This window comes from Bacillus sp. bc15, from assembly GCF_900142585.1.
Classification (GTDB): domain Bacteria; phylum Bacillota; class Bacilli; order Bacillales; family Bacillaceae_G; genus Bacillus_A; species Bacillus_A cereus.
The window spans coordinates 37,590-62,478 of record NZ_FRBJ01000003.1; the positions used below are offsets into that span (position 1 = coordinate 37,590).

The following is a 24,889-nucleotide window of genomic DNA, read 5'->3' on the forward strand; positions in this document are numbered from 1 at the left end:
AGAAAAGGCTGTTCCAACATATGGACAGCCTTTTCCTCTACTTCTTTACTTTTCTAACTCGCCCTCTTATTTCTCCTCTTTTTTGTGATTTCGTATGAACATTAACATATACATTTGCTTGAATAATTTCTTGAAGTAAATGTACAAATGATTTCCCTTGTAAAGGTCCCTCAAAATCCTCCACATTCACTACACCAGTAATACTTCCCTCGTTCAAGCTAATCCCTTGCTCCAGTGGACCATACAAATATAAAACAACAGGGCCAATTTGAGTAGACTTCCCTAAATGAATTTGACACGATGTAACCTTTTCGATATTTTTTAGTATTACTCTGTAATGCAATTTCGTTAAATCATCACTAAAAATAAACTCTGCTACCCCAAAAGCTTCTGTATTTACAGGAGGCACTTCCCTCTTACCTGTTAACCTGGCAAAGAAATGTGTTGTCATAAGGCATTCTCCTTATATAAATTTCCCAGCACTACTTCTACTACTTTATGGTTTAGACATAATCATTTATGACTTTTTCAATTTTAATTACAAAGAAAAGATTCACAAAATCTTTACATTAGATTTGTTCCTTTTGCTTTACCACTTCTTGTATAATGCACATAGCAAAAACATTCTAGGAGGTTATTTTGAAAAAAAACAAACACACCTTTCACACATTATTAGAGATTTTTCTCGTCTCATTTAAATTAGGACTTACTTCATTCGGCGGTCCTGTCGCTCATCTCGGCTATTTTCACCACGAATACGTGCAAAAAAGAAAATGGATGGATGAACGAAGCTATGGAGATTTAGTAGCGCTATGTCAATTCCTTCCTGGTCCTGCCAGCAGTCAAGTCGGTATGGGGGTTGGATTATTACGGGGCGGACTTTTAGGAGCTATTATTTCATGGATTGGATTCACTTTACCGTCTGTCCTTGTTTTAGTTTTCTTCGCCTCATTCCTTAATCAGTTCGATCTTGGGAGTGCTGGCTGGATTCATGGACTAAAACTTGTAGCAGTCGCTATTGTCGCTCACGCCATATGGGGAATGGCGCAAAAGTTAACTCCAGATCGCAACCGTGCGACGATTGCGATTGTAACTGCCGCAATCGCCTTATTATGGCCAAGTAGCTGGACGCAAGTGATCCTCATTATAATATGTGGCTTTATCGGCTGGTTTTTATATCGCAACCAACCAATTAGCCAATCTCAGCATATAAAAGTACCTATTTCAAAAAAGATAGCAGTTTCTTGTCTCGTCTTATTCTTTGGACTCTTACTACTGCTACCGATATTAAGACCTTTCTCTTATTACATCGCTTTATTTGATAGTTTCTATCGCTCTGGCGCACTTGTATTTGGAGGAGGACACGTCGTGCTGCCCCTTCTTGAAGGTGAGTTCGTACAAAACGGCATGATGACGAAAGAACAGTTCCTAGCTGGATACGGATTAACACAAGCAGTACCAGGACCACTATTTACATTCGCCTCGTATATAGGAGCAGTGTTAAACGGGACGCTTGGGGCAATACTCGCAACAATTGCGATTTTCCTCCCTGCTTTCTTACTCGTTATTGGTGTTTTACCATTTTGGAACAGTGTGAGAAAAATATCATTCATACAAGGCGCACTACTTGGTGTTAACGCCGCAGTTGTTGGTATTTTAATTGCCGCTTTTTACGATCCCATTTGGACGAGTACAATTATAAATACTTCAGATTTCGTTTTCGCTTCGCTTCTTTTTTGCTTACTAGCTTTTTGGAAAACACCACCTTGGGTTATCGTTATACTGGGAGCCTTTGGCGGATATATTCTGTCCATTTTATAAATAGAAAAAACGACGGCATGATGTAGCCGTCGTTTTTTCTATTAAAACTTCACAAGCTCTATTCCTTCTGGCAACTCACTCTCTGTTAAAATACGCAATTCCTTCACACGATCCATTACGTAAGAAGAACGCTTCACAAGCTCTGGATCAATATAAGCTGGATGAACCATAATTTCTACCGTTTGTTCACCTTGTACTCTTTCTTTTAACTTCACAAAGTAATCTTCCGTCACACCATCCGCATAAAAGTCACTGTAAAACACATCAGAAAATGGATGCACCGCTCTATCTTCCTCACAACGACGAATCGGAACATTATATTTAGCCGCTAATCTCTCAAGAACATCATGTAAAATCGGTAAACCATGCACATGATGATGACTATCTAAATGAGTTGGTGTTAATCCGTAAGATAAAAACTTCTCAATTTGAGCAGTCCATTCTCTCTCAACTTCTTCTGGATTTATATTCCCTTCCCTTACAACACTTTGTTTATGAAACGATCCGTCGCTACCTACAAGTGATGGTACGTCTCCAAGAAGTGGTTCTCCTGCCGTTAATACGAGATGTACGCCTACTCCGAGTAGGTTATACTCTTTCGCTAAGCGTACCGCATGCTCTGTTCCTGGCATATTCATCATCATCGTCGTTGAATTTACAAGTCCATTTATATGCCCATCAATAATGCCGTAATTTGTACCTTCTGTAAGACCGAAATCATCTGCATTTACAATTAACTTAATCATCATAATACCTCCTAATAGAATAAAAAAAGCGGGCTAAATAGCGCCGCTTTTACTTCTCTACCTTTTTAAAGAACTGTGGAAGATACTCTTTATGTGCTTCCAACATTTCATCTAAAATTTGTTTTGCAACTTTATCTGATGGTACAAGTGGATTGATTGTCATAGCAAGCAGCGCCTTATGATAATCCCCTGTAACAGCAGCTTCAATTGTTGTGCGCTCGAATGATTTAATTTGTTGTACTAAACCGCGAACTGGTACTGGAAGGTCTCCAACTGCAATTGGTTTTGGGCCTTCTTTCGTAATAATACAGTTCACTTCAACAGCTGAATCATGTGGTAAGCTTGCAATTGTTCCGTTGTTTCGTGTATTAACAGGCTGGATATCACCTTTATTATTGTAAATAGACGTAATTAAGCTACATGCTGCATCACTATAATAAGCTCCGCCACGTTTTTCTAATTGTGGTGGTTTAATATCTAAGTTCGGGTCTTTATATAACTCAAATAAATCATTTTCTAATTGTTTTACTACTTCTGCACGTGTACCTTTTTCAACAGAAGCTTCTTTCTCTTCTTCTAACATTTCACGTGTTTTGTAGTAGTAACGATGGTATGGACATGGAATTGCACGAAGTCCGCGAATAAAGTCTGGTTCCCAGTTAAGCGCTGCGATATTTTCCATCGTAATTTGCTTTTCTGGATCTGTTACAAGCTCTAACACGCGGTCCATTACACTCACGCCATCTAAATATACGTCTAGTCCGTATACCATATGATTTAAACCTGCGAAATCAACGTGAACACGACTCGCATCTACTTCCAGTAATCTTGCAAGACCCATACGAATTCCGATTGGAACGTTACATAGACCAACTACTCTTTGAATATTTGTATAACGAAGGACAGCCTCTGTTACCATACCAGCTGGATTTGCAAAGTTAATTAACCATGCATTCGGACAGAGCTCCTCCATATCCTTACAAATATCTAAAATAACAGGAATCGTTCTCAACGCTTTGAATAAACCACCAGGACCATTCGTTTCCTGACCGATTACATCATACTTTAACGGAATTGCTTCATCTTTTGCACGTGCTTCTAATAAACCAACGCGAAGTTGTGTTGTTACGAAGTCAGCATCTTTTAATGCTTCACGGCGATCAAGTGTTAAATGTACCTCGATTGGTAAGCCTGATTTTTTCACCATACGTTTCGCTAAGTTACCAACGATTTCTAACTTTTCTTTTCCTGCCTCAATATCTACTAACCAAATTTCACGAACAGGAAGCTCATCATAACGCTTAATAAATCCTTCAATTAACTCTGGTGTATAACTAGATCCACCGCCGATTGTAGCAATTTTAATTCCAGTCATGCTTTATTCCCCTTTCGCTTCAAGCTTTTTATAAAGATCGATAAACTCTGCTGCTAATTCTTTCACTGTAATCGCATTCATTAAATGGTCTTGTGCGTGAATTAAAAGAACACTAATCTCTGTTTTTTCTCCTCTTGCTTCTGATTGTATGAGCTCTGTTTGGAAATGATGCGCTTCATTAATCGCTTCTTTCGCCTTTACCATCGCTTCATCTGCTTCTGCCATTTTCCCCTGTTTGGCAAATTGAAGTGCCTCCATCGCAAAGCTTCGTGCGTTACCACTATTTAAAATCAATTGGAATGGAATTTGTTCTGCTGTAGTCATCATAATTACCGCCCTCTCTATAAGGTTCAACCGATTTAAATACCCCTTCAGTTTGAACATCTCTATTAAAGTTTTAATTTATTAATGATAGTTTGGTGTTCTTGCAGATGTGTTTCATCTTTTTGAACATGATATAAAGGTGATTGTTCTCACAGACACCGTTGTCTGCGAGAACAATCTCTATGTTACATAGGTACAGAGTTGTTGTTTCCTTGCGCTGCTTCTTTTTCAGTACGAACAACTGAACGGTCACATAATACAACGAATGGATAATAGATTACCATCGCAATTACAAAGTTGAATAACTGTAGAATTGCACCTGAAAGATGTCCACCTGTTACAAGATAACCACTAATAATTGGTGGTGTTGCCCATGGGATCATCGCAACTGTTTTTGGTACCCAGCCAATAGATATAGCTGTATAAGAAGTGATTACTAATACAATTGGTGTTATGATAAACGGTAAGAATAAAACTGGATTTAAAATAATTGGTGTACCAAATATTACCGGTTCATTAATATTGAATGCACCTGGTCCAATCGATAAGCGAGATACACCGCGTAACTGTGCACTTTTTGCTACAAGTAATACCACTACCAAGAATGCTAATGTTGCACCAGAACCACCAAGATATACGAAAGTATCAAAGAATGGTTTTGTAATAATGTTTGGAACATCAAATGCAGATGTACCACCTTGGAATAACTTCATGTTTTTCTCTAATGCCGGTAAGTATAATGGCTCAATAATACCACCAACGATATTTGGACCATGTAAGCCGAAGAACCAAAGAAGATGAACAAGGAGTACAATGACAATTGCACTTGGTAATGTCCCTGCTAAACTTTGTAGTGGTGATTGAATCGTATTAAAGATAAATTCATGAACACTTGTACCAGCTAATTTCACTGCTAATTGAATACCTGCAACTACTGTTAAGATAACAAATGCTGGAACTATAGCTGCGAAAGATCTTAAAACTGCTGGTGGTACTCCATCAGGCATTTTAAAAGTAATGTTTCTTTGTACAAAGAAACGGAATACTTCAGTAACAAGGAGTGCCACGATAATTGCTACAAATAACCCTTGTGCACCTGTCCAAGCTAAGTTCAATCCGCCTTCTTTCGGTGTTGTTGGCGTAAGAATAATTAACGCACCAAATGAAATAATACCTGCTGACAAACCATCAACGCCGTAAGATTTTGCTAAGTTATAACTTGTTGTAAATGCTATGATTAGTGCTAGAATCGCGAAAGAACCAGTCCACATTCCACCGCCGACTTGTTTCCACGTTTCACCAAACATACCTTTCATGAAATCTTGGAAAGCTTCAGACGGAAAACCATTAATTAGTGATGCCAGTGCACCAACTAAAATAAGTGGCATAACTGCAATAAATCCGTCACGGATTGCAGCTAAGTGACGTTGCGATCCGATTTTACCAGCGACAGGAACAATATATTTCTCCATAAATGCAATAAACTTTTGCATTTCGCTTCCCCCCTAATTATTTTTTAAGTGTTAATGCGTGATCTAAAACTGCTTCCCCATTCATCATGCCGTAGTGCATTGGATTGATAACGTCGATTCCAACGTTTCTCTCGTCAGCAAGCGTTTTCATTGAAGAGAGCATGTAACGAACTTGTGGTCCTAGTAATAATACATCTGCTTGATCGATATTCGTTTTTACTGCATCCCCAGATACAGCCCAAATCTTGCCTTCTAAACCGCGAGCTTTTGCAGCCGCTTCCATTTTTGTAACTAGTAAACTTGTAGACATCCCTGCTGAGCAACATAATAAAATATTCATTTGAAAATCCCCCTTGTGTAGTATAAAAAATTTATGTTTATTTATTTTTCTTTACGCTATTTATTAATGCAATTAGCGTGCCAACTTTTTAAAACCACTAAAATCAGTGCTTTTTCGAGCATTTTCTTTGTGTGTTAACGCTTTCAATTAGTGTGTCGTCCAAAAAACACACAGTGTGTTATAAAACAACACGCTTTTAACACATAACTGTATGAAAATAGATTAGTGTTTAGTTGTCTAGTTATGTTTAATATGAAAAAACACTAAAAAAATTTTTTTATCGTAGAAATCTAGTAAAAAACAACATTTTCTTGAGCTCAGTCTTCTATCTATTCTATTGTCCAAGCACACTCTACTAAATTACATAAAATAAAATAGAATAAAATAACACAATTCGAAAGGGGATTCCTATGCCAAAACATAGAAAACAAAGCAAAATAAAGATTTATAGAATAACAAGCTATAAAAAGGACAAGCGTTCTGAATTAGACTCTGACAAATTTGAACTAGAACAGCAGGACAAGCATGATACACAAGACAAACAGGACAAACAGGACAAACAGGATGAGCAGAATAAGCAAGATAAGCAAGTACAATCGGAAAATGTAATTATAGTACCTACAGATTCACACAGCTTAGATGTGTGGGATGAAATTTCTCTAAAGGAAATACAAGCTGGTGAACATACGAACCTATTTGAAGAAAAGAGTAATTATCAAAATATTAATTTAGTCCAAGTAAACGATGTTCGCTTATACTTGGACAAGCAACTACAATTTAGTTCCGTTGATGAGCAAATTTATCATGAAGCACTTGTACATCCAATTATGTCAAAAGTAATCGATCCAAAACGTGTTCTCATATTAGGTGGTGGCGATGGTCTTGCCTTACGAGAAGTTTTGAAATATGAAACTGTGCTACATGTAGACCTTGTTGATTTAGACGAGGCAATGATTAATATGGCACGTAATGTTCCAGAAATAGTATCTTTAAACAAAAATGCTTTTTTTGATAATCGCGTGAACGTGCACGTATGCGATGCAAAAGAATTTCTAAATTCACCTTCATCTTTATACGATGTAATCATTATTGATTTTCCAGACCCAGCGACAGAGTTGTTAAGTACTTTATATACAAGCGAACTATTTGCTCGTATAGCTACATTCTTAACAGAAGATGGTGCTTTCGTCTGTCAATCTAATTCACCTGCTGATGCACCTCTAGTATATTGGAGTATCGGTAATACAATTGAACACGCTGGATTAACTGTAAAAAGCTATCATACAATCGTTCCTTCTTTCGGAACTGACTGGGGATTTCATCTTGCTACTAATTCTGCACATGTACTCGATCAAATTGAACAATTATATGTTGTACCAAATCCTCGAACATTGCCTTCTCTTCTTTTTCCTTTATTCCAATTTAAAGAAGAACATCTAGAACAACGTAACCTCGCTCTTTTAAATTCAGAATCAAATCTTATCTTACATCAATGCTACAAACAGGAAATGAAGTTTTGACGATATTAATAGTAAGGAGTGCTGCCCTATGGAATACTCTACCTTTGGCAAGCATATAATAGTAGATTTGTGGGGAGTGGACTTTTCCCTATTAGATGATATGCACTTTTTAGAATATCATCTAGTTACAGCTGCAGATTACTCTGGTGCCCATGTTTTAAACGTAAGTAAAAAAGAGTTCCAGCCATATGGTGTTACTGTATTAGTGCTATTATCAGAAAGCCATCTTTCCATTCACACTTACCCGGAACAAAATTTTGCAGCTATTGACTGTTATACTTGCGGTACAACCGTTGAACCACAAATAGCGATTGATTATATCGTAAATATATTAAAACCGGAACGGATGCATATAAAAAGATTAATTCGTGGTATAGGAGAAATTGTTACTGCCGATTAATTATAACTCTTACTCATCCGAAAAAAGGAGGATTGTAAAATACCATCAGTGGGATGAACATTCCACTGATGGTACAGGCACATACATAAAATGAAATTTTAATTAGTGGGAGTTTTACTGCCCGTTAATTCTAGATAAAAAAACCTTGCATAAGCAAGGTTCATTCATCCACCGACATCTTCCTATATAACTCTACAAACTCACTCGCTAATTCTTTCACCGTAATTGCATTCATTAAATGGTCTTGTGCGTGTACCATTAAAAGAGTAACTTCGGTCTTTTCACCACCAGCTTCTTTCTGGATAAGCTCCGTTTGTACACGGTGCGCCTCTTTTAATTCCTCTAGTGCTTCTTGTAATTTAGCTTCAGCTTCTGTAAACTCCCCACGCTTCGCACAATCAATTGCTTCCATTGAACAACTTCTCGCGTTTCCCCCATGCAAGATTAAATGAAAAGCTTTCGTCTCTATCGTATCCATTTTAGTTCTTTACTCCCCCTTTTCTTCCGCCAGTTTTTGTTTATCCCATATTTTTAAGAACGGTAAATAAATGAAGAATGCTAGCGCAAAGTTAACAAGTTGCAAAATAACACCTGAAATTTTCCCGCCCGATCCTAAATATCCACTAAAAAGAATAGGTGTCGTCCAAGGTACAGCGGCCCCACTCGGACGTGCGACCCATCCCCATTCCATTGCAAAGTAAGAAACAATTGTTAACACAACTGGAACTAATATAAATGGAATTAGTAAAAGTGGGTTCATTACAATCGGCATACCAAAAGTTACCATCTCATTAATATTAAATATACCAGGTGCAATTGACAATCTCCCTAAACTTTTTAATTGTTGACTTCGTGCAAATAGTAACATTCCGACAACTAGAGCAAGCGTTGCACCAGAACCGCCCATATAAATCCATAAGTCAAAAAACTGTGCCGTAATTGTATTTGGTACATCTTGCCCAGCTTGAAAAGCAACTCGGTTTTGATCCATTAACGACAACCAAACGGGGCTCATTACACCACCAACAATAGTAGCACCATGAATTCCACACGACCAAAGAACATGAACGAGAATAACTGCTATTATTGCGCCCCAAAGACTAGCACCAAGTACACTAAGTGGTTCCTGTAAAATTTGTCCTACGATATTATGGATACTGCCAAAAGAAGTATTTTCTATAATTAAGCGTAAAATCCAAATAACTGTTACAACAATAAATCCTGGAACAAGTGCGGCAAATGAACGCGTGACAGCTGGTGGAACTGTCTCTGGCATCTTTATAATTATCTTTTTTTGTACAATAAACCGATAAAGTTCAGTAGATATAAGTGCAATAATCATTGCTACAAATAACCCTTGGCTTCCCATTAATGCAGCTGGGATAGCGCCTTCTACAAGTACACTTTCTTTTGTACTTGGTATAATATATGCAACTTGAAATGGAGTCGCAAGTAAAAACGCCACAAGCGACAATGCCCCGGATGCTAAAGCATCTACTTTATAATACTCTCCAAGTCTGTAAGCGATTCCAAAAACAGCTATTAAAGCCATTATATTAAAAGTTGCACTAACTGGATACCCTAAAGCTCTCTGCCAATTCTCACCAAACAAACCTGCCATAAACTCGTTATATCCAGGTATCGGCAGTGCACTAATAATGAGGAAAAACGATCCAATAATTAAGAAAGGCATCGTTAAAATAATTCCATCTCGAATTGCTTGCAAATGCCTCTGCTCTGCAACCTTCCCTGCTACCGGCATCACGTACTTCTCTAAAAACCGTATCATCTATCCCACTCTCCTCATGGTTTCATTGACAAAGCTGCTTGCAAGATAGCTTCCCCATTACAAAGTCCGTAATGGACGGATTGAATAACATCAACAGGTATCCCTTTATCCTTACATAATTCTTTCATTTTCGGTAATAAATAACGTACTTGCGGTCCAAGTAAAAGTACATCAGCTTTATCAATATGACTATTCACTTCAGAACCTGATACTGCCCAGATTTTCACTTCTATCCCTCTTGCCTCTGCTGCTTTCTCCATCTTTGTAACAATCAAACTGGAAGACATTCCCGCTGCACAGCAAAGTAAAATATTCATTCCGCTTCCCTCCCCCTTTTTCTAAACCTAAGTTATGGTGCATCCCTTGCCACCACTAGGTTACAAATATATATGTCTAGATTTCCTGCTGTATGCCGAGCTTAAAAACAAAAATTTCTTGGTTTTCACGCTATTCCATTTATCCGTATTCTCCTAGTAAAGAGGACTCTAACTCGCTATAATGATTCAGTATGATTTTTTTAATTGATAGGAGGATATATTTATGAAGGCATATCGCTTTCCACTTATTTTATTATCTTCTATCCTAATTGGTGGTTTCATTGGTTATTTCATGGGTGCCGATGCAGTTGCTTTAAAGCCGCTTGGTGATATTTTCTTAAACTTAATGTTTACGATTGTTGTACCTCTAGTGTTCTTTAGCATCGCATCGTCTATTGCTAATATGGATGGATTAAAACGTTTCGGTAAAATTATGTCTAGTATGGCTGGGACTTTCTTATTTACAAGTATTTTAGCTGCTATTTTTATGATTATTGTCGTGAAAGTATTCCCGCCAGCACAAGGTGTTGTACTAGAACTAACACAACCTGACAAAGCCGGCAAAGCTGTTAGTGTTGCAGATCAAATCGTCGGTATTTTAACAGTATCTGACTTCTCGAAGTTACTATCTCGTGAAAATATGTTAGCTCTTATTTTCTTCTCTATCTTAATGGGGATTGCAACTTCAGCCGTTGGCGAAAAAGGAAAGCCATTCGCTACATTCCTACAAGCTGGTGCAGAGATTTCAATGAAGGTTGTATCTTTCATTATGTACTACGCTCCAATCGGACTTGCTGCTTACTTCGCAGCATTAGTTGGTGAATTCGGACCACAACTTCTTGGAACTTACTTCCGAGCAGCAATGGTATACTATCCAGCTTCTCTTATCTACTTCTTTGTATTCTTCACGTTCTATGCATACCTTGCAGGTCGCAAACAAGGTGTACAAGTATTTTGGAAGAACATGGTCTCTCCTACAGTTACATCACTTGCAACTTGTAGTAGTGCCGCAAGTATTCCAGCGAACTTAGAAGCAACGAAGAAAATGGGTATTTCTTCAGACGTTCGTGAAACAGTTGTCCTTCTTGGTTCTACACTTCATAAAGACGGCTCTGTTTTAGGTGGCGTATTAAAAATTGCTTTCTTATTCGGTATTTTCAACATGGAATTCGAAGGACCGAAAACATTAGCAATCGCACTTGTTGTTTCTCTATTAGTAGGAACAGTAATGGGTGCTATTCCAGGCGGTGGTATGATCGGTGAAATGTTAATCGTATCTCTATACGGTTTCCCGCCAGAAGCACTGCCAATTATCGCAGCAATTAGTACAATCATTGATCCACCTGCAACGATGTTAAACGTAACAGCAGATAACGCTTGTGCGGTAATGACAGCTCGCCTTGTAGAAGGTAAGAATTGGATCAAAAACAAATTTGCTTAATAGCTAGAAAGAGGATGCTCTAAACGAGCATCCTCTTTTTGTCGTTATTTGTTGATAAGTTGATATTTCCTCTCGCCACAAATTTGTTAAAATCTTCACAAATATTCCACATCCATTATCCATTCTCCGTACTATAATCATGTATGGAAAAGGAGATGGACACGATGACACAAAGCGCACCAGAATTTAAAGTTTTGCAAAGCATTGCATTTCTCGCTGTCGTTTTGCAAAGTTCCTTATTATATACAATGAATCAAGGAAATGTCTTACTTGAGCAATCCCTCATTATGGGCATGCTATTTAATCTTGCAAAATTCTCAGCACCAGCATTCATATTTATCGTTGGATTTCACTTAATTCGTCACTATACGAAGCAATTAGTATATAAAGAATATATTTCTGAAAAAGCGACACACTTACTCATTCCTTATTTCTTTTGGTCTATTCTTTACTTATTAACAACAAATGATCTTATTACGTTACAAAGTGGAATAAAAAGTTTATTACTCGGAACAGCCGCGCCCCATCTTTGGTACGTTATTATGATGTTCCAAATTCACTTATTGTTCCCTTTACTATGCACACTTTTTTATTGGTTTCAAAAACGAACAGAAAATAAAAAAGACATATATAAATATATGACCTTTTTCGCTTGCCTATATTTTCTATTAATGTGGTTCTCTTCTCACTATATTTTTAATGGAGAAAAATTAACAAGTTCAACAATTTTACATTATACAGATCGATCATTTCTATTCTACTCATTCTATTTCGTTATGGGCGGCATTGCCGCTGTAGCACTAAAAACTTGGCGGCTATTCGTCATGAAACATATCCCGCTTATAACAATATTATTTTTCATCTTATTTTTATTCATCAATTATGAGTTATTTAGTTTTTACGGAGCAAACTCTATTCATTTAACTGTTTCTACCTATTTAAAACCATCTATGTTTTTATATATCGTATGCGAAATTATCATACTGTATGTGTTATCTATTATGATAGTACAGCGTCGTGGTTTCTTATATAAAACGTTACGTTTCATTGGAAATTACACGTATGGTGCTTATTTAGCTCATTTATTCTTCTTGCAACTATGCACAAAACTTCTTTCCTTATTCACGCTGCAAGAAAATACTATATTATATAGCCTATTACTATTTGTGTTAACGGCTATTATCTCTATTTCAACAATGGTCATTTGTAGCACAATACCATTTCATACTTGGATTACAGGTCCTTCTCCTACAACAAAGATGAAATGGACGAAGGTTGTATTCCGAAAAAATCATAAAAAACTATTCAAGCCATATATTTGATATAATGATACGCATATAAAAAGAAAGCGAGAGACACCTATGATCAATCAAGTTGGACAAATTATGCTATATGTAAATAACCAAGACGAAACAGTACAATTTTGGACAGAAAAAGTAGGGTTCCAAATCATTGCGGAAGAAAATAACGGAAACGGATTCCGCTGGATTGAAATTGCACCGGCGAAAGAAGCAGGAACAAGCATCGTCCTTCACGATAAAGCGTTAATCGCGAAGATGCAACCTGAACTAAACCTAAATACACCTTCACTTATGTTCTTCTCAAATGACTTAGACCGTCTATATAAAGATCTTTCTGAGAAAAATGTCACAGTTGGACAGGTTGTAGATTTACCTACTGGTAGAGCATTCAACTTTGCTGATAATGAAAATAATTACTTTGCAGTAATGGAACGCAAATAAAAAATAAGCTATCCGAAAAAATCGGATAGCTTATTTCATTTTAAGAAACTTGTTCTGCATTCGTTTCTCTATGCTGTATATGACTCGTGATCCAAGCAATTCCACCGGCAACAACGAGGTAACATAACAATATTAAAATTTGCATTTGTAATTGTGACCAATCTCCTAAAGAGATAACATCTTGTAATCCTCTAAGAGAATGAGACATTGGGAGAAATTGTCCAATTTTACTAAGAACAGCTATGTTTAATTCTCCTGGGAAAGTCCCCCCACTCGTCGCTAATTGCAAGACAAGAAGCGTTACTGCTAAGAACTTTCCAATAAGACCAAATACTGTTACTAACATAAGAATAAATGTCATGAACGTAAAGGAAATCACAATACTTGATAAAACAAAGAGTGGCACACTGGCAACTTCTAATTTCATAACACCTAGCACAACTACATCTACGAGTAGCGCTTGAATAAGTCCAATTAAATATACCAATCCTAGTTTATTAATAAAATGTACCGTTCCACTTACCTTCATATTTTGTCTACGACCAAGCGGTAAAATATTCGATGCCATAATTCCGCCAACATAAAATGCAAGCGATAAGAAATATGGTGCAATGCCTGAACCGTAGTTAGGAACGTCAGAAACTGTTGACTTCACTAACTGAACTGGCTCTGAGAACATCGTATTACGTGCATCATCATTACGAACATCCGCTATCTTCTCTGCACCCTCTCCCAATTTCGTAGAAAGTTCTTTCGCACCATCATCAAGTTTAACAAGTCCATTTGTTAATTTACCAGCACCGTTATTCAGCTCCGTTCCACCACTCGCAAGCTGGTTTACACCTTCTTGCAATGATGTAAATCCATTTCCCCACTTCGTAAATCCATCAGCCAAATTCGATGCACCATCTGCTATCTTTTGCGTTCCAGCAGTAGCTTCATTTAACTTAACTCCGAATGTATTTATGCCTTCTTCAATCTTATGTTGACCGTCAGTAAGCTTCTTCGCACCTTGTGTCAATTGTTGTTGGCTATTATTTAAAGTACTTGTTGCGTTAGCTAGTCCGTTAGATGTAGCAACAATTTTTTGAAAAGCGGGATCTTGCTGCACTTCTGGATGATTTTTCACGTACTCTTCTAATTGTTGTTTTATACTATTAGCCGCACCATCCGCTTTTACTTGGCCTTCAGCAAGCTTCTCACTTCCGCTCACCCATTCATTTGTACCAGCACTTAATTCACTAACTCCTGATTGTAACGTTTTTTCACCTTGTGCTAATAACTCCATACCACTATGAAGTGATGTCGCTCCTTGACTCAGCTCATTTGCTCCCCCGGTTAAAGCAGATTGACTGGATGCAAGCTTGTCACTTCCTTCTTTCAATTTCGATGTCCCATTACTTAAACGATCAATACCATCCGCAAGCTGATTCGCTCCATTTCTTGCATCGGTCGTTCCTTCATGTAACTTCCCAGCACCATTACTTGCATCACTCAATCCTTGTGCCAAATCTTGAAACTTTGAAAAGACACCTTCTGTATAAGATTTCGTAATACTGTTTGAGATTTTTGTTTTCATATTTTCAACAGCTGTCGTTCCAATTTGAGCTGCTACAAAGTTTTTACCTGGATTTACTTTGTACTGCAACTTTGCCGGCTCTGGTTTCTCATCCATAAGTGTACTTACCTTTTTAGAGAAATTCTCTGGAATCGTAACAACCATATAATATTTATCTTCTTTTAACCCTTCATCAGCATTTTTTTCTGATACGAAATGAAAAGCCAGTTCTTTATTCTCCTTTAAATTTTTTACAAAATCGTCTCCTGCATGAATTGTTTTCTCATCCATCGCAGCCCCCTTATCTAAGTTCACAACTGCAACAGGTAATTTATCTAATTTTCCGTACGGATCCCAATACCCAGCTAAAAAGAATCCTGAATAAATTAATGGAACGATTAATAAAAAAATTAAAGCGATACGTCCATGTTTATGGTGCCACATCGCTTTCCAATCTTTAAATATAAGTTTAATTCCCTTCATGAAACATACTCCTCTTCTAATTTAACACCCTTCGAATGGTTTAACAGATTTACTATACACGTCACTTTCCATACTGTATAATACATCTTTAATTATCAATTCATTCCTTTTGGTCTATAGAAAGGGGATTCTAAATGGAACTGCTCCAGTTAAAATACTTTCAGACAGTCGCACGACTAGAACATATGACGAAGGCAGCTGAAGAATTGCATATCGCGCAACCTTCACTCAGCAAAACAATCGCTAGACTTGAAAAGGATTTAGGCGTCCCTTTATTTGATCGCCAAGGCAGACAGATTACTTTAAATTCTTTCGGAAAAGTATTTTTAAAACGGGTAGAACGTATTTTTCATGAATTAAGTGAAGGGGAACGAGAAATTAAAGATTTAGCCGAATTACAACAAAGCTCTATTACACTGGCCGTTTCTATTCCGAGAATATTACCAGAACTACTTGGCTCTTTTTTAATAGAACATCCTAACGTTCGATTTCAACAATTTCTTGCATCTACTCCTTCTATGAAACGACAACTAGATAATATAGAAATTGACTTTTGTATCTCCTCTGTGCCAATTGAAGGTGAGGAGATTGTTTGGGAACCACTTATTACAGAAGAAATTTTCTTAGTCGTCCCTTCAGGCCACCGTTTATCCGGCCGAGAAAATATCCACCTGCATGAAGTAAAAGACGAACCGTTTATTAGTATGAACACTGGCTACGGATTTCGGCACTTAACGGATGAATTTTGTAAAGAAGCTGGTTTCACTCCGCATATTGCTTTTGAAGTAGATGAACCGACCGTGATTAGCGACCTCATTAAGCAAGGTCTCGGCATCGCTTTTGTTCCAAGTTTAACTTTATTAAAAAACTCTACTTTAGCATCAAGCAAGTTGCGTATTATTGAACCCACTTGTCAGCGAACCATCGGATTAAGTTGGTCAAAAAAACGTTACTTATCAAAAACAGCTCAGCAATTCCGTGAATTCGTGATTGACTACTTCTCTAATATTAGGACGTAAAATTATATGAACAAATAAAAGGTGCCACCCTCATATGGTGGCACCTTTTATTGTTCACTCTTTTTTAATTCTATTTCAGCTAAAAGTGGTAGTACGTTATCAAAAATATGCGTATTATTATTTTCACCTGTTACATATCCACCGTAATATCTACTAAATACGTTGTCATTTCGGAATGTGGCCATATGATCATACAATTCCTTCGCAAACTTTGTATCACCTGTTTGTAGTACGTACAAAATCGTTAGTCCATACGCGGCTGGCGATTCATAATTCACAGTTTGTTTTCCCGTTTCTAAATTGTAACGACCGTATAGCTTTCCATCCTCCTGGAATCTCTTCTTTATAAATTCCAAATAAGCAGCTGATGAAAGACCACCTAAACTTCGATGATATGCAACGTATGATTGGTCAATAAGATTCACTTCTTTATCGTACGTAAATGTACCATCTTCTTTATATTCTTTTGGGAATGCCCAGCCATGCCTTGGATAATCCGCTAAAAATTGAACGATTTCCTGATATTGCTGAGCAGAAACTTTGCCGTACTTCTTCATATAGGAGAATGCACGCGGATTTATGTATGATGTTGTTACAAAATTATTTTGTTTCCCTGCATCTGCATCATAATAATCAACATAATAATTATCTTTTTTATTATAACGAAGTACAGCATCACTTAATTGATCGGCAAGGTTTTTATAACGCTCTTCCTTATACATTTCATAAGCACGATATAATTGTTCTATAATACGAAGATCATCTATAAGTGCATTTGTAGCTGACTGCCTCTCTCCCTTTTCAGAGAGTTTCCATAAAACGATATGATTCTTATATATGAAATTATCTTGAATAACCTTTACTTGCTCATCAAATAACGCCTGATCATCTTTATCAAGTGTATACTGTAACCATAATCCCGCCGATTCTGATAAAGCTTCACGTCCCTTAGCTTCACCCGTACCTGCCTTAGTATCTACTAAACGATACGTGGCAAGTGTTCCATTGTCATTCACCATATGTCTTAAAATAAAATTTTCTGTACGGTTTCCTTGTAAAGCTGACCAAAATACAATTCCACCTAAAGCGATTAAGAAGATAACTCCAATCCCTATATATAAACGTTTCCGCAATCTTTTCACCTCCCTAGTAAGGCTAACCTTAATTTTATCAGAACATACATAAATTTAAAAAAGACAATCTATTAGATTGTCTCCCCCATTTCTATCCCCCGCAAACCTCTTTAGAAGGTTTATATAGCGATTGTACAAGTCGATCATATTCACGACGCGTAATTTCTTTATTATATAGCTTCAATAATAAATCTCTATGCTCTTTTGAAAATGCCATCTTTTTAATGACTTCAGGATACATAAAACACCCTCTCCATTTCACATAAACTTCTTGATTCTGAAAAACAGAACTTATGTTCGCATATAAGATTATAAAAGATTCCTGAGCAAAAAACAAACAAAACATGACCAACTATTTATTTCTTTCTATTCAAAATATTACAACATTATATTATCATATTCACTTTTTAAATACATATATATTTTTGGTAGTTTTTTTGAATAAATCTTCCAATTCAATCAGAAAATAATGGCAAAAAAGAAGAGGAGTTTACATATGGATACGGTAACATTAGCAAGAGCATTTTTTGGTTCTTCATTAGCATTCCACATTATCTTTGCAACACTTGGCGTCGGACTTTCATTGATGATTTTTATAAGCGAAATACTCTATCACTGGAAGAAAGACTCCGACTATGCCATTATGGCGAAAAGATGGACAAAGGCGTTTGCTATTCTTCTCGGTGTAGCAATTCCAACTGGAACAATTGTTGGTGTGCAAATCTCACTTCTTTGGCCTGGTTTCGCCAAAATTGTTGGGCAAGTTATCTCTGTTCCCTTCCAAATTGAGATTTTCGCCTTCTTTTTGGAAGCTTTATTCATGTCGATTTACGTATATGCAGCCGATAAACTTCCTCCATTTATGAGATTAATCTCGCTATTTTTCGTCATGCTTGGTGCCACAGCATCCGCCGTGCTTATTACATCAGCAAATACATGGATGAATACACCAGCAGGATTTTCAATGAATCCAGATGGATCTGTTTTTAACGTTGATCCGTGGAAAGCTTTCTTTAATCCGAGTTTTGGCACAAGTGCATTCCATGTTGTTATTACGGCTTATGCAACTGGTGCGGCTGTCATTGCTTCTATCGCTGGATTTAAATTATTGAAGAAAAATTTAAGTACACGTGAAATTGCTTATCATAAAAAAGGGCTACTATTAGGGCTTGTCGTTACATTTATTACAGGCGCTACGATGTGGCTTTCAGGACATGAATCAGCGATTGCCTTACATAAACACTCACCTGAAAAACTTGCATCTGCTGAAGCTTTATTTGAAACGACATCACACGCACCGCTATCCATTGGCGGAGTTGTGGACCCTAATACACTTGAACTAAACTACGCACTTGAAATTCCAAACATGCTTAGCTTATTAGTGGGACTAGACCCTAGCACTGTCGTAAAAGGTTTAAAGGAATTCCCACAAGAAACATGGCCACCATTTTATACACATACACTATTCAACTTAATGGTCGGCACTGCTGCGTTTACCTTTGCAGTTGCAGCAATTGCACTCTTATATTGGTATTTCGTGTACCGAAAAAAGGGAACAGAACTACCGAAGTGGCTACTTTGGGGAGCTGCCGCATGCGGACCAATTATGATGCTCGGTATTGAATTCGGATGGATTTTCAGTTGTAGCGGTCGTCAACCATGGACAATTTATGGTATGCAACGTACCGTCGATGCAGCTACACGCGCTGATTTCGTCGGTCCTTTATTTATTTTGTTCATCATTTTATATATTGGACTCGCTATTTTAACAGTCTTTGTTCTACGGACATTCTTTAGAAGACATCCATTAAAGAATGATTTACAACACCAAGGAGGCGATTCTCATGCATGAGGAAAGTATTGCAATCATCATCTTATGGGCCCTTATTTTCGTATACAGTATACTAGGGTCCATCGATTTTGGAGCTGGTTTTTGGGGCATGGTATACGCAAAACATCCAACGCTCGCTGCTAAACTTGCGAATCGGTACTTATCACCCACTTGGGAAGTAACAAATACGTTTCTCGTCTTCGTCGTTGTCGCATTTCTCGGCTTCTTTCCGAAAGCAGCCTTTACTCTTGCGACAGTAATGTTCGTACCAGTTATGTTAATTTTAGTGCTCGTTGCAGTACGTAGTACATTTATGGTATTTGCTTACTCCTTGCCAAAATATCAGTACCTTCTTCGGGTTATTTCAGGTATTACTGGTCTCTTAATTCCAGCACTATTAATTACCGTTTTACCCGTTACAGAGGGAGCCTATATTACAATGTCTGAAGGGAAAGAAGTACTCCTGTATGGAAAACTTCTTTCTAGCCCGGTTATCTATTGCTATATGCTCTTCGGAATAACGTCTGAACTATTTCTCTCCTCTCTCTTTCTTGCTGATTTTGCGAGAGAACAAAGTTCAGAAGATACGTATAGAATTTATAGAAGAAATGCCATCATCCTTGGTCCTGCAACGCTCGTTACAGCGATCATCGCCCTCGTTGTAATGGATCCTGAAACACATTGGCTTATGCAAGGATTAATAAAGCAATTCCCGTGGTTTACAGTTTCTATTGTTTTATTCGTTATCGGATACTCGTCCCTTTGGTGGACAAACAAAAAGTACAATACACTAGGGTATCCTCGTATTGCCGTTTTAGCTGTCGTCGCTCAATATGCATTTGCAAGCTACGCTTACGGCGTCGCGCATTTACCTTATATTATTTATCCTGACGTAACTGTATTTACAAGCTTTACAACGACAGAAACGTTCTATGCACTGCTCATTCTATACGCAATTGGGATTGCAATTTTATTACCAGGATTTATTTTCTTCTGGAATTTATTCTTGAAGGATCGTACTTTTTTGAAGGAAAAATAATATAGTCTTGGGGTCTGTTCCAAAAGGCATTTTGGGATGGGCTCCTTTTGTCATGTTTTGTCGATAAGTCGATATATTTTAAAAATCGCTGATATATTTTCAGTTACGCCGATATATTTCAATAATCGCTGATATATTTTCAGTTACACCTATATAAATCTCATTTACTACCTTACTGCCCAATCAATTAATAGACTCCTATCACAATAGTTATTTCACTACTAGTGACACTTGTCCTTTAGCATGAAAAACACATATTCGCTTCATCTCGTTATACGTCTAGTTCTTCTTATTTTTTGCTGAATATACTACCAATATAACCTTGAGACAAGCTACATCTATTCAAGGGAAAATAGAAAGGTAGGCAAAATATGAGCATTGAAATATGGATTACTATTATTGTATTCTTCTTAACGATGATTGTTATCTTTTGGCGGCCTCGAGGTTTAAATGAGGCGTGGCCAGCAGCAATCGGAGCTGGTATCATCATAATTACTGGACTTGTATCAAAACCAGACGTCATGGATATTATAAGTAAAATTGGCGGTGCTTCCATAACAATATTAGCGACCATCGTCATGGCAGTTATATTAGAAAGCTTCGGCTTTTTCCATTGGTCCGCAGCGAAACTAGCAAATTTAGCAAAGGGTTCTGGACGCCGCTTATACTGGTATATTCAATTATTATGTTTTCTCATGACTCTTTTATTCAATAACGACGGTAGTATTTTAATTACAACTCCAATTTTAATTCTTCTTCTAAAAAATCTTCAATTAAAACCTCATCAGCAAATTCCTTATTTATTAAGTGGTGCTTTAATCGCTACGGCATCTAGTGCACCAATTGGTGTAAGTAATATCGTAAATTTAATCGCATTAAATATCGTTAATATGACTCTTTATATGCATACTGCTATGATGTTTGTACCTGCAACATTAGGCTTATTATTTATGTCATGGCTCATGTATACAGTTTTGAAGAAAAAACTTCCGAAAAAATTACCTGTTTCTTCATATGATATTGAAGAAATTTTCTTCACGAAAAACTTCCATCCACTAAAAGGAAATAATTCTGTTGATACGAAACAAAAACGGACAAGATTCATGTTAAAAGTATTAGGTTTCGTCTTCCTTATGCGCTGCCTTCTATTCGTTGCATCCTTCTTATCCATCCCAATTGAAATCGTCGCAGTACTTGGTTCACTCGTTCTTCTCATTTGGAGATGGTACTACTTACGAACAAATCCTGTCGACATTTTGAAAAAGACACCGTGGCACATTTTAATTTTCGCCTTCTCTATGTACGTCATTATTTACGGACTCCACAACGCAGGATTAACAGCTGCACTTGTACAATGGCTCGAGCCAATTGTGAATCAGCATCTACTCTATGCTAGCTTTGCAATGGGCGGACTTGTATCCATCCTCTCTAACGTCTTCAATAACCATCCTGCCCTTATGATTGGTACAATTACATTAACAGAAATGGGACTAGATCCAGTCACATTAAAAACAATCTATCTTGCAAACATCATTGGTAGTGACATCGGTTCACTATTACTACCAATTGGTACACTAGCTTCACTCATTTGGATGTATATTCTGAAACAAAACAAAATTAAAGTAAAATGGAAAGACTATTTAAGTGTATCCCTTATCGTTATCCCGCTCACAACAGTCGTCACACTATTCCTCTTATTCTACTGGGTACATCTCTTCTTCGCCTTATAAAGTGAAACTTTAATCAGTGGGGGTTTTGTTCATCCCCCACTGATTATTAGCCTTCACCAATCGGGCTTTTACGGGCAGCCCGACCCCGACCTAACTTCTTTGCTTCCGCTGAATTTTGAGGTGGGGGTCTTACTGCCCACAAATAGCGGGATAAACAACAGAAGCCCCATTTGCTACCGTCTTAGCAAATGAGGCTTCTTCTATAATAAAGTTAGGTACTACAGTGTGATCAATCAAGTAAAGAGGTGTAACATGTTATTGATATAAATGACTACCAGCTTCTTTAAATTCTTCTGCTTTCTCTTTCATTCCTTTTTCAATTGCTTCTGTCGTTTCTAAATCATTTTCTTTTGCATACTCACGAATATCATGTGAAATTCTCATACTACAAAACTTCGGTCCACACATTGAACAGAAGTGAGCTGTCTTTGCCCCTTCTGCAGGCAACGTTTCATCGTGATATTCCATCGCACGTTCAGGATCTAAAGATAAATTAAATTGATCGCGCCAACGGAATTCGAAACGTGCTTTTGAAAGTGCATCATCACGCTGATGAGCCGTTTTATGTCCTTTCGCAAGATCAGCCGCATGCGCTGCAATTTTGTACGTAATAACACCCGTGCGTACATCATCTTTGTTTGGCAAACCTAAATGTTCTTTCGGCGTTACATAACAAAGCATCGCTGTTCCAAACCAGCCAATCATCGCAGCTCCAATCGCCGATGTAATATGGTCATAACCGGGTGCAATATCTGTCGTTAGCGGCCCAAGTGTGTAAAACGGCGCGCCCTGACAAATATCAAGCTCTTTCTCCATATTCTCTTTAATTAAGTGCATCGGTACGTGTCCAGGTCCTTCGATCATAACTTGCACATCATGTTTCCAAGCAATTTTGGTTAATTCACCAAGTGTTTCAAGCTCAGAAAACTGTGCTTCGTCATTTGCATCTGCAATAGACCCTGGACGTAATCCATCTCCAAGAGAAAACGAAACATCGTACTGCTTCATAATTTCACAAATCTCTTCAAAATGAGTATATAGGAAGTTTTCTTTATGATGGAATAAACACCACTGCGCCATAATCGAACCACCACGCGAAACGATACCTGTCGTACGCTTTGCAGTAATTGGAATGTAACGAAGTAATACACCAGCATGAATCGTAAAGTAATCCACGCCTTGCTCCGCCTGCTCAATTAACGTATCACGATATACTTCCCACGTTAAATCTTCTGCAATTCCGTTTACTTTTTCCAGCGCTTGATAGATCGGTACAGTTCCAACTGGTACAGGCGCGTTACGAATAATCCACTCACGCGTCGTATGAATATTTTTACCTGTAGATAAATCCATAATCGTATCTGCACCCCAGCGCGTTGCCCACGTCATCTTCTCTACTTCTTCTGCAATAGAAGAAGATACAGCAGAGTTTCCGATATTTGCATTTACCTTCACGTGGAAATTACGCCCGATAATCATCGGTTCTGCTTCCGGATGATTAATATTCGCTGGTAAAATAGCACGCCCTTCCGCAATTTCCTTACGAACAAACTCAGGCTCTACTCCTTCACGAATTGCAACGTATTCCATCTCAGACGTAATAATGCCATTACGCGCATAATGCATTTGCGTAACATTTGCACCTTGCTTCGCTCTAAGCGGCTGGCGATCCATTTGCGGGAAAACAGGTGTATGTTTCGAAGCCACTTTCACACCATCATCCTCTGGTTTCACCTCGCGCCCTTCATATGCCTCTACATCCCCGCGCTCCATGATCCAAGAATGACGCGGCGTTGGAATTCCCTTTTCCAGCTCCACTTTATACGCCGGATCCGTATAAGGACCGCTCGTATCATACACACGGACTGGAGGATTTGGGATGCCGTTCGTTTCGCTTTGTTCAATCTCACGCATCGGCACTTTCATGCCTGCGCGTGGTCCATCCACATATACTTTCTTACTCCCTGGTAAACTCGATTTCAATTCAATTTGCTCAGCTGAAACAGACTGTTTCATAACCTTTGTTGCCTCCCCTGTTCGTGACAAGGACGAGATATGGCCAGCGCATGCCAAAATAAAAAGAGCCAGGTCCATAAAAAAATAAGGACCTGGCTCATAAAGACATCATTATGTAAAGCCGTTAACTTCCCTACGCTGGTACGAGCCAGATCAGGTCCAAAGGGTTAAGAAGATCACGCGCTTCTCTCTCAGCCTACGCATACGTTAGGCACCCCTAGTTTATCACTGATTTAATTTTCAATACTTTCCCATCATACACGATAATCTGAAAAATGCAAAGGTTATTTCTTTTTCTATTTATGGAATCATCCACGTTAAATAATATGCTTGAACATACGTCATAATACCAACAATAATTACGAAGAACACCCTATTGTAAAAATAGTTTATGACTTAACATAGGAGTTTAAAAACATCTTCACCACAAAGAGTGTTGAGAATTTCGACCATTGTATTGAGAAAATGAAGAATACTAATATACAAGAGTTTAAGAGCTTTACGAATGGATTAGCCCGGGATATTGAAGCTGTCAGAAATGCGGTAACTTATGAGAATAATAATGGTCTTGCCGAAGGGAGCATAAACAAGTTAAAGCTTATTAAAAGAATCATGTATGGTCGATGCAAATTCTCCACATTGCGGACAAAGATTCTACTTTTGGAGAGAATGAGACTTTTCAACTAACTCCGGAAAGAACCATTTTTTACTTGCCAAATACATTCATCAGTCCCGTTTGACAAAGAGCCTTTGTCTCTGCTGCATTTGGCTACAACTGCTACTGTTACCTGCC

General features: G+C 37.8%; 24 protein-coding genes and 1 riboswitch. Of the genes, 11 read left to right on the plus strand and 13 right to left on the minus strand.

The window, feature by feature from the left end:
* Positions 1–37: 37 nt before the first annotated feature.
* Positions 38–451: an exosporium regulatory protein ExsM gene (gene exsM / locus BUA87_RS13990; protein ID WP_000207046.1), complete on the minus strand. Its 414-nt coding sequence runs from the start codon at positions 449–451 to the stop codon at positions 38–40.
* A 188-nt stretch (positions 452–639) separates the two neighbouring features.
* On the opposite strand from exsM, the gene BUA87_RS13995 reads away from it, so the two are divergent.
* Complete coding sequence (locus tag BUA87_RS13995; protein WP_065229566.1) at positions 640–1,821, plus strand: chromate transporter; 1,182 nt, start codon at positions 640–642, stop codon at positions 1,819–1,821.
* Positions 1,822–1,862: 41 nt separating this feature from the next.
* On the opposite strand, the gene chbG is transcribed toward BUA87_RS13995, so the two are convergent.
* The 5 genes from chbG to BUA87_RS14020 all read right to left on the minus strand — a co-directional run bounded on the left by chbG (position 1,863) and on the right by BUA87_RS14020 (position 6,078).
* Positions 1,863–2,567, minus strand: a complete 705-nt coding sequence (gene chbG, locus BUA87_RS14000) for a chitin disaccharide deacetylase (RefSeq protein ID WP_016079721.1) — start codon at positions 2,565–2,567, stop codon at positions 1,863–1,865.
* Between the two features lie 49 nt (positions 2,568–2,616).
* Positions 2,617–3,942, minus strand: a complete 1,326-nt coding sequence (gene celF / locus BUA87_RS14005; RefSeq protein ID WP_000145762.1) for a 6-phospho-beta-glucosidase — start codon at positions 3,940–3,942, stop codon at positions 2,617–2,619.
* A 3-nt stretch (positions 3,943–3,945) separates the two neighbouring features.
* The gene (locus tag BUA87_RS14010; protein ID WP_000989050.1) at positions 3,946–4,269 is read right to left on the minus strand and encodes a PTS lactose/cellobiose transporter subunit IIA; all 324 of its coding nucleotides are present in this window, start codon (positions 4,267–4,269) and stop codon (positions 3,946–3,948) included.
* A 182-nt stretch (positions 4,270–4,451) separates the two neighbouring features.
* Positions 4,452–5,759: a PTS cellobiose transporter subunit IIC gene (gene celB / locus BUA87_RS14015; protein WP_065229567.1), complete on the minus strand. Its 1,308-nt coding sequence runs from the start codon at positions 5,757–5,759 to the stop codon at positions 4,452–4,454.
* Positions 5,760–5,775: 16 nt separating this feature from the next.
* The gene (locus tag BUA87_RS14020) at positions 5,776–6,078 is read right to left on the minus strand and encodes a PTS sugar transporter subunit IIB (protein ID WP_001023569.1); all 303 of its coding nucleotides are present in this window, start codon (positions 6,076–6,078) and stop codon (positions 5,776–5,778) included.
* Positions 6,079–6,488: 410 nt separating this feature from the next.
* Here BUA87_RS14020 and BUA87_RS14025 point away from each other — a divergent pair, with 410 nt between their 5' ends.
* Positions 6,489–7,598 carry a polyamine aminopropyltransferase gene (locus BUA87_RS14025; protein WP_072940018.1) on the plus strand — a complete coding sequence of 370 codons (1,110 nt, stop codon included), beginning with the start codon at positions 6,489–6,491 and terminating at the stop codon, positions 7,596–7,598.
* 28 nt (positions 7,599–7,626) lie between these two features.
* On the plus strand, positions 7,627–7,998 hold the full coding sequence (gene speD / locus BUA87_RS14030) for an adenosylmethionine decarboxylase (protein ID WP_000456821.1): 372 nt from the start codon (positions 7,627–7,629) through the stop codon (positions 7,996–7,998).
* Positions 7,999–8,158: 160 nt separating this feature from the next.
* Here the strand turns inward: speD and BUA87_RS14035 are convergent, their stop codons facing one another.
* Genes BUA87_RS14035 through BUA87_RS14045 form a run of 3 tightly spaced genes read right to left on the minus strand, consistent with a single transcriptional unit; the run spans position 8,159 to position 10,104 of the window.
* The gene (locus BUA87_RS14035) at positions 8,159–8,476 is read right to left on the minus strand and encodes a PTS sugar transporter subunit IIA (protein WP_000379645.1); all 318 of its coding nucleotides are present in this window, start codon (positions 8,474–8,476) and stop codon (positions 8,159–8,161) included.
* Between the two features lie 9 nt (positions 8,477–8,485).
* Positions 8,486–9,787, minus strand: coding sequence for a PTS cellobiose transporter subunit IIC (gene celB / locus BUA87_RS14040; RefSeq protein ID WP_072940021.1), 1,302 nt, complete (start codon positions 9,785–9,787; stop codon positions 8,486–8,488).
* A gap of 14 nt (positions 9,788–9,801) precedes the next feature.
* Positions 9,802–10,104 (minus strand): PTS sugar transporter subunit IIB, encoded by a 303-nt coding sequence (locus tag BUA87_RS14045; protein ID WP_001023543.1) that lies wholly within the window; start codon positions 10,102–10,104, stop codon positions 9,802–9,804.
* A 223-nt stretch (positions 10,105–10,327) separates the two neighbouring features.
* Between BUA87_RS14045 and BUA87_RS14050 the strand changes: the two genes are divergently transcribed.
* From BUA87_RS14050 to BUA87_RS14060, 3 genes are all read left to right on the plus strand, one after another.
* Positions 10,328–11,545 carry a dicarboxylate/amino acid:cation symporter gene (locus BUA87_RS14050; protein WP_000649376.1) on the plus strand — a complete coding sequence of 406 codons (1,218 nt, stop codon included), beginning with the start codon at positions 10,328–10,330 and terminating at the stop codon, positions 11,543–11,545.
* Between the two features lie 164 nt (positions 11,546–11,709).
* Positions 11,710–12,867 (plus strand): acyltransferase, encoded by a 1,158-nt coding sequence (locus BUA87_RS14055; protein ID WP_065229570.1) that lies wholly within the window; start codon positions 11,710–11,712, stop codon positions 12,865–12,867.
* A gap of 39 nt (positions 12,868–12,906) precedes the next feature.
* The gene (locus BUA87_RS14060) at positions 12,907–13,287 is read left to right on the plus strand and encodes a VOC family protein (RefSeq protein WP_000610162.1); all 381 of its coding nucleotides are present in this window, start codon (positions 12,907–12,909) and stop codon (positions 13,285–13,287) included.
* A gap of 40 nt (positions 13,288–13,327) precedes the next feature.
* Here BUA87_RS14060 and BUA87_RS14065 read toward each other — a convergent pair whose 3' ends face one another.
* Entirely contained in the window at positions 13,328–15,328 is a 2,001-nt protein-coding gene (locus BUA87_RS14065; RefSeq protein ID WP_072940024.1) for a YhgE/Pip domain-containing protein, read from the minus strand.
* Positions 15,329–15,462: 134 nt separating this feature from the next.
* Between BUA87_RS14065 and BUA87_RS14070 the strand changes: the two genes are divergently transcribed.
* Positions 15,463–16,347 (plus strand): LysR family transcriptional regulator, encoded by an 885-nt coding sequence (locus tag BUA87_RS14070; RefSeq protein ID WP_000421923.1) that lies wholly within the window; start codon positions 15,463–15,465, stop codon positions 16,345–16,347.
* 47 nt (positions 16,348–16,394) lie between these two features.
* Here the strand turns inward: BUA87_RS14070 and BUA87_RS14075 are convergent, their stop codons facing one another.
* Together BUA87_RS14075 and BUA87_RS31365 are read right to left on the minus strand one after the other, a co-directional pair.
* A complete protein-coding gene (locus BUA87_RS14075; protein WP_072940027.1) occupies positions 16,395–17,480 on the minus strand; it encodes a transcriptional regulator in 1,086 nt (361 codons plus the stop codon).
* 91 nt (positions 17,481–17,571) lie between these two features.
* On the minus strand, positions 17,572–17,721 hold the full coding sequence (locus tag BUA87_RS31365; RefSeq protein ID WP_000283180.1) for a hypothetical protein: 150 nt from the start codon (positions 17,719–17,721) through the stop codon (positions 17,572–17,574).
* A gap of 255 nt (positions 17,722–17,976) precedes the next feature.
* Between BUA87_RS31365 and cydA the strand changes: the two genes are divergently transcribed.
* The 3 genes from cydA to BUA87_RS14090 all read left to right on the plus strand — a co-directional run bounded on the left by cydA (position 17,977) and on the right by BUA87_RS14090 (position 22,080).
* Complete coding sequence (gene cydA, locus BUA87_RS14080) at positions 17,977–19,332, plus strand: cytochrome ubiquinol oxidase subunit I (protein ID WP_000381975.1); 1,356 nt, start codon at positions 17,977–17,979, stop codon at positions 19,330–19,332.
* Entirely contained in the window at positions 19,325–20,350 is a 1,026-nt protein-coding gene (locus BUA87_RS14085) for a cytochrome d ubiquinol oxidase subunit II (RefSeq protein WP_000544183.1), read from the plus strand. Before cydA ends, BUA87_RS14085 begins: the two co-directional genes overlap by 8 nt.
* Positions 20,351–20,721: 371 nt before the next feature.
* Complete coding sequence (locus tag BUA87_RS14090) at positions 20,722–22,080, plus strand: arsenic transporter (protein WP_000021123.1); 1,359 nt, start codon at positions 20,722–20,724, stop codon at positions 22,078–22,080.
* A gap of 255 nt (positions 22,081–22,335) precedes the next feature.
* Here the strand turns inward: BUA87_RS14090 and thiC are convergent, their stop codons facing one another.
* Positions 22,336–24,096 carry a phosphomethylpyrimidine synthase ThiC gene (gene thiC / locus BUA87_RS14095; RefSeq protein WP_000814450.1) on the minus strand — a complete coding sequence of 587 codons (1,761 nt, stop codon included), beginning with the start codon at positions 24,094–24,096 and terminating at the stop codon, positions 22,336–22,338.
* 113 nt (positions 24,097–24,209) lie between these two features.
* A riboswitch (TPP riboswitch) is annotated at positions 24,210–24,325 on the minus strand.
* Positions 24,326–24,513: 188 nt separating this feature from the next.
* On the opposite strand from thiC, the gene BUA87_RS14100 reads away from it, so the two are divergent.
* On the plus strand, positions 24,514–24,783 hold the full coding sequence (locus BUA87_RS14100; protein WP_024927962.1) for an ISL3 family transposase: 270 nt from the start codon (positions 24,514–24,516) through the stop codon (positions 24,781–24,783).
* Positions 24,784–24,889: the final 106 nt, after the last annotated feature.

Bases quoted from the DNA above. Each gene is read 5' to 3' on its own strand.
- exsM (WP_000207046.1), bottom strand. From the start codon at position 451: ATGACAACACATTTCTTTGCCAGGTTAACAGGTAAGAGGGAAGTGCCT.
- chbG (WP_016079721.1), bottom strand. From the start codon at position 2,567: ATGATTAAGTTAATTGTAAATGCAGATGATTTCGGTCTTACAGAAGGT.
- celF (WP_000145762.1), bottom strand. From the start codon at position 3,942: ATGACTGGAATTAAAATTGCTACAATCGGCGGTGGATCTAGTTATACA.
- BUA87_RS14010 (WP_000989050.1), bottom strand. From the start codon at position 4,269: ATGATGACTACAGCAGAACAAATTCCATTCCAATTGATTTTAAATAGT.
- celB (WP_065229567.1), bottom strand. From the start codon at position 5,759: ATGCAAAAGTTTATTGCATTTATGGAGAAATATATTGTTCCTGTCGCT.
- BUA87_RS14020 (WP_001023569.1), bottom strand. From the start codon at position 6,078: ATGAATATTTTATTATGTTGCTCAGCAGGGATGTCTACAAGTTTACTA.
- BUA87_RS14025 (WP_072940018.1), top strand. From the start codon at position 6,489: ATGCCAAAACATAGAAAACAAAGCAAAATAAAGATTTATAGAATAACA.
- speD (WP_000456821.1), top strand. From the start codon at position 7,627: ATGGAATACTCTACCTTTGGCAAGCATATAATAGTAGATTTGTGGGGA.
- BUA87_RS14035 (WP_000379645.1), bottom strand. From the start codon at position 8,476: ATGGATACGATAGAGACGAAAGCTTTTCATTTAATCTTGCATGGGGGA.
- celB (WP_072940021.1), bottom strand. From the start codon at position 9,787: ATGATACGGTTTTTAGAGAAGTACGTGATGCCGGTAGCAGGGAAGGTT.
- BUA87_RS14045 (WP_001023543.1), bottom strand. From the start codon at position 10,104: ATGAATATTTTACTTTGCTGTGCAGCGGGAATGTCTTCCAGTTTGATT.
- BUA87_RS14050 (WP_000649376.1), top strand. From the start codon at position 10,328: ATGAAGGCATATCGCTTTCCACTTATTTTATTATCTTCTATCCTAATT.
- BUA87_RS14055 (WP_065229570.1), top strand. From the start codon at position 11,710: ATGACACAAAGCGCACCAGAATTTAAAGTTTTGCAAAGCATTGCATTT.
- BUA87_RS14060 (WP_000610162.1), top strand. From the start codon at position 12,907: ATGATCAATCAAGTTGGACAAATTATGCTATATGTAAATAACCAAGAC.
- BUA87_RS14065 (WP_072940024.1), bottom strand. From the start codon at position 15,328: ATGAAGGGAATTAAACTTATATTTAAAGATTGGAAAGCGATGTGGCAC.
- BUA87_RS14070 (WP_000421923.1), top strand. From the start codon at position 15,463: ATGGAACTGCTCCAGTTAAAATACTTTCAGACAGTCGCACGACTAGAA.
- BUA87_RS31365 (WP_000283180.1), bottom strand. From the start codon at position 17,721: ATGTATCCTGAAGTCATTAAAAAGATGGCATTTTCAAAAGAGCATAGA.
- cydA (WP_000381975.1), top strand. From the start codon at position 17,977: ATGGATACGGTAACATTAGCAAGAGCATTTTTTGGTTCTTCATTAGCA.
- BUA87_RS14085 (WP_000544183.1), top strand. From the start codon at position 19,325: ATGCATGAGGAAAGTATTGCAATCATCATCTTATGGGCCCTTATTTTC.
- BUA87_RS14090 (WP_000021123.1), top strand. From the start codon at position 20,722: ATGAGCATTGAAATATGGATTACTATTATTGTATTCTTCTTAACGATG.
- thiC (WP_000814450.1), bottom strand. From the start codon at position 24,096: ATGAAACAGTCTGTTTCAGCTGAGCAAATTGAATTGAAATCGAGTTTA.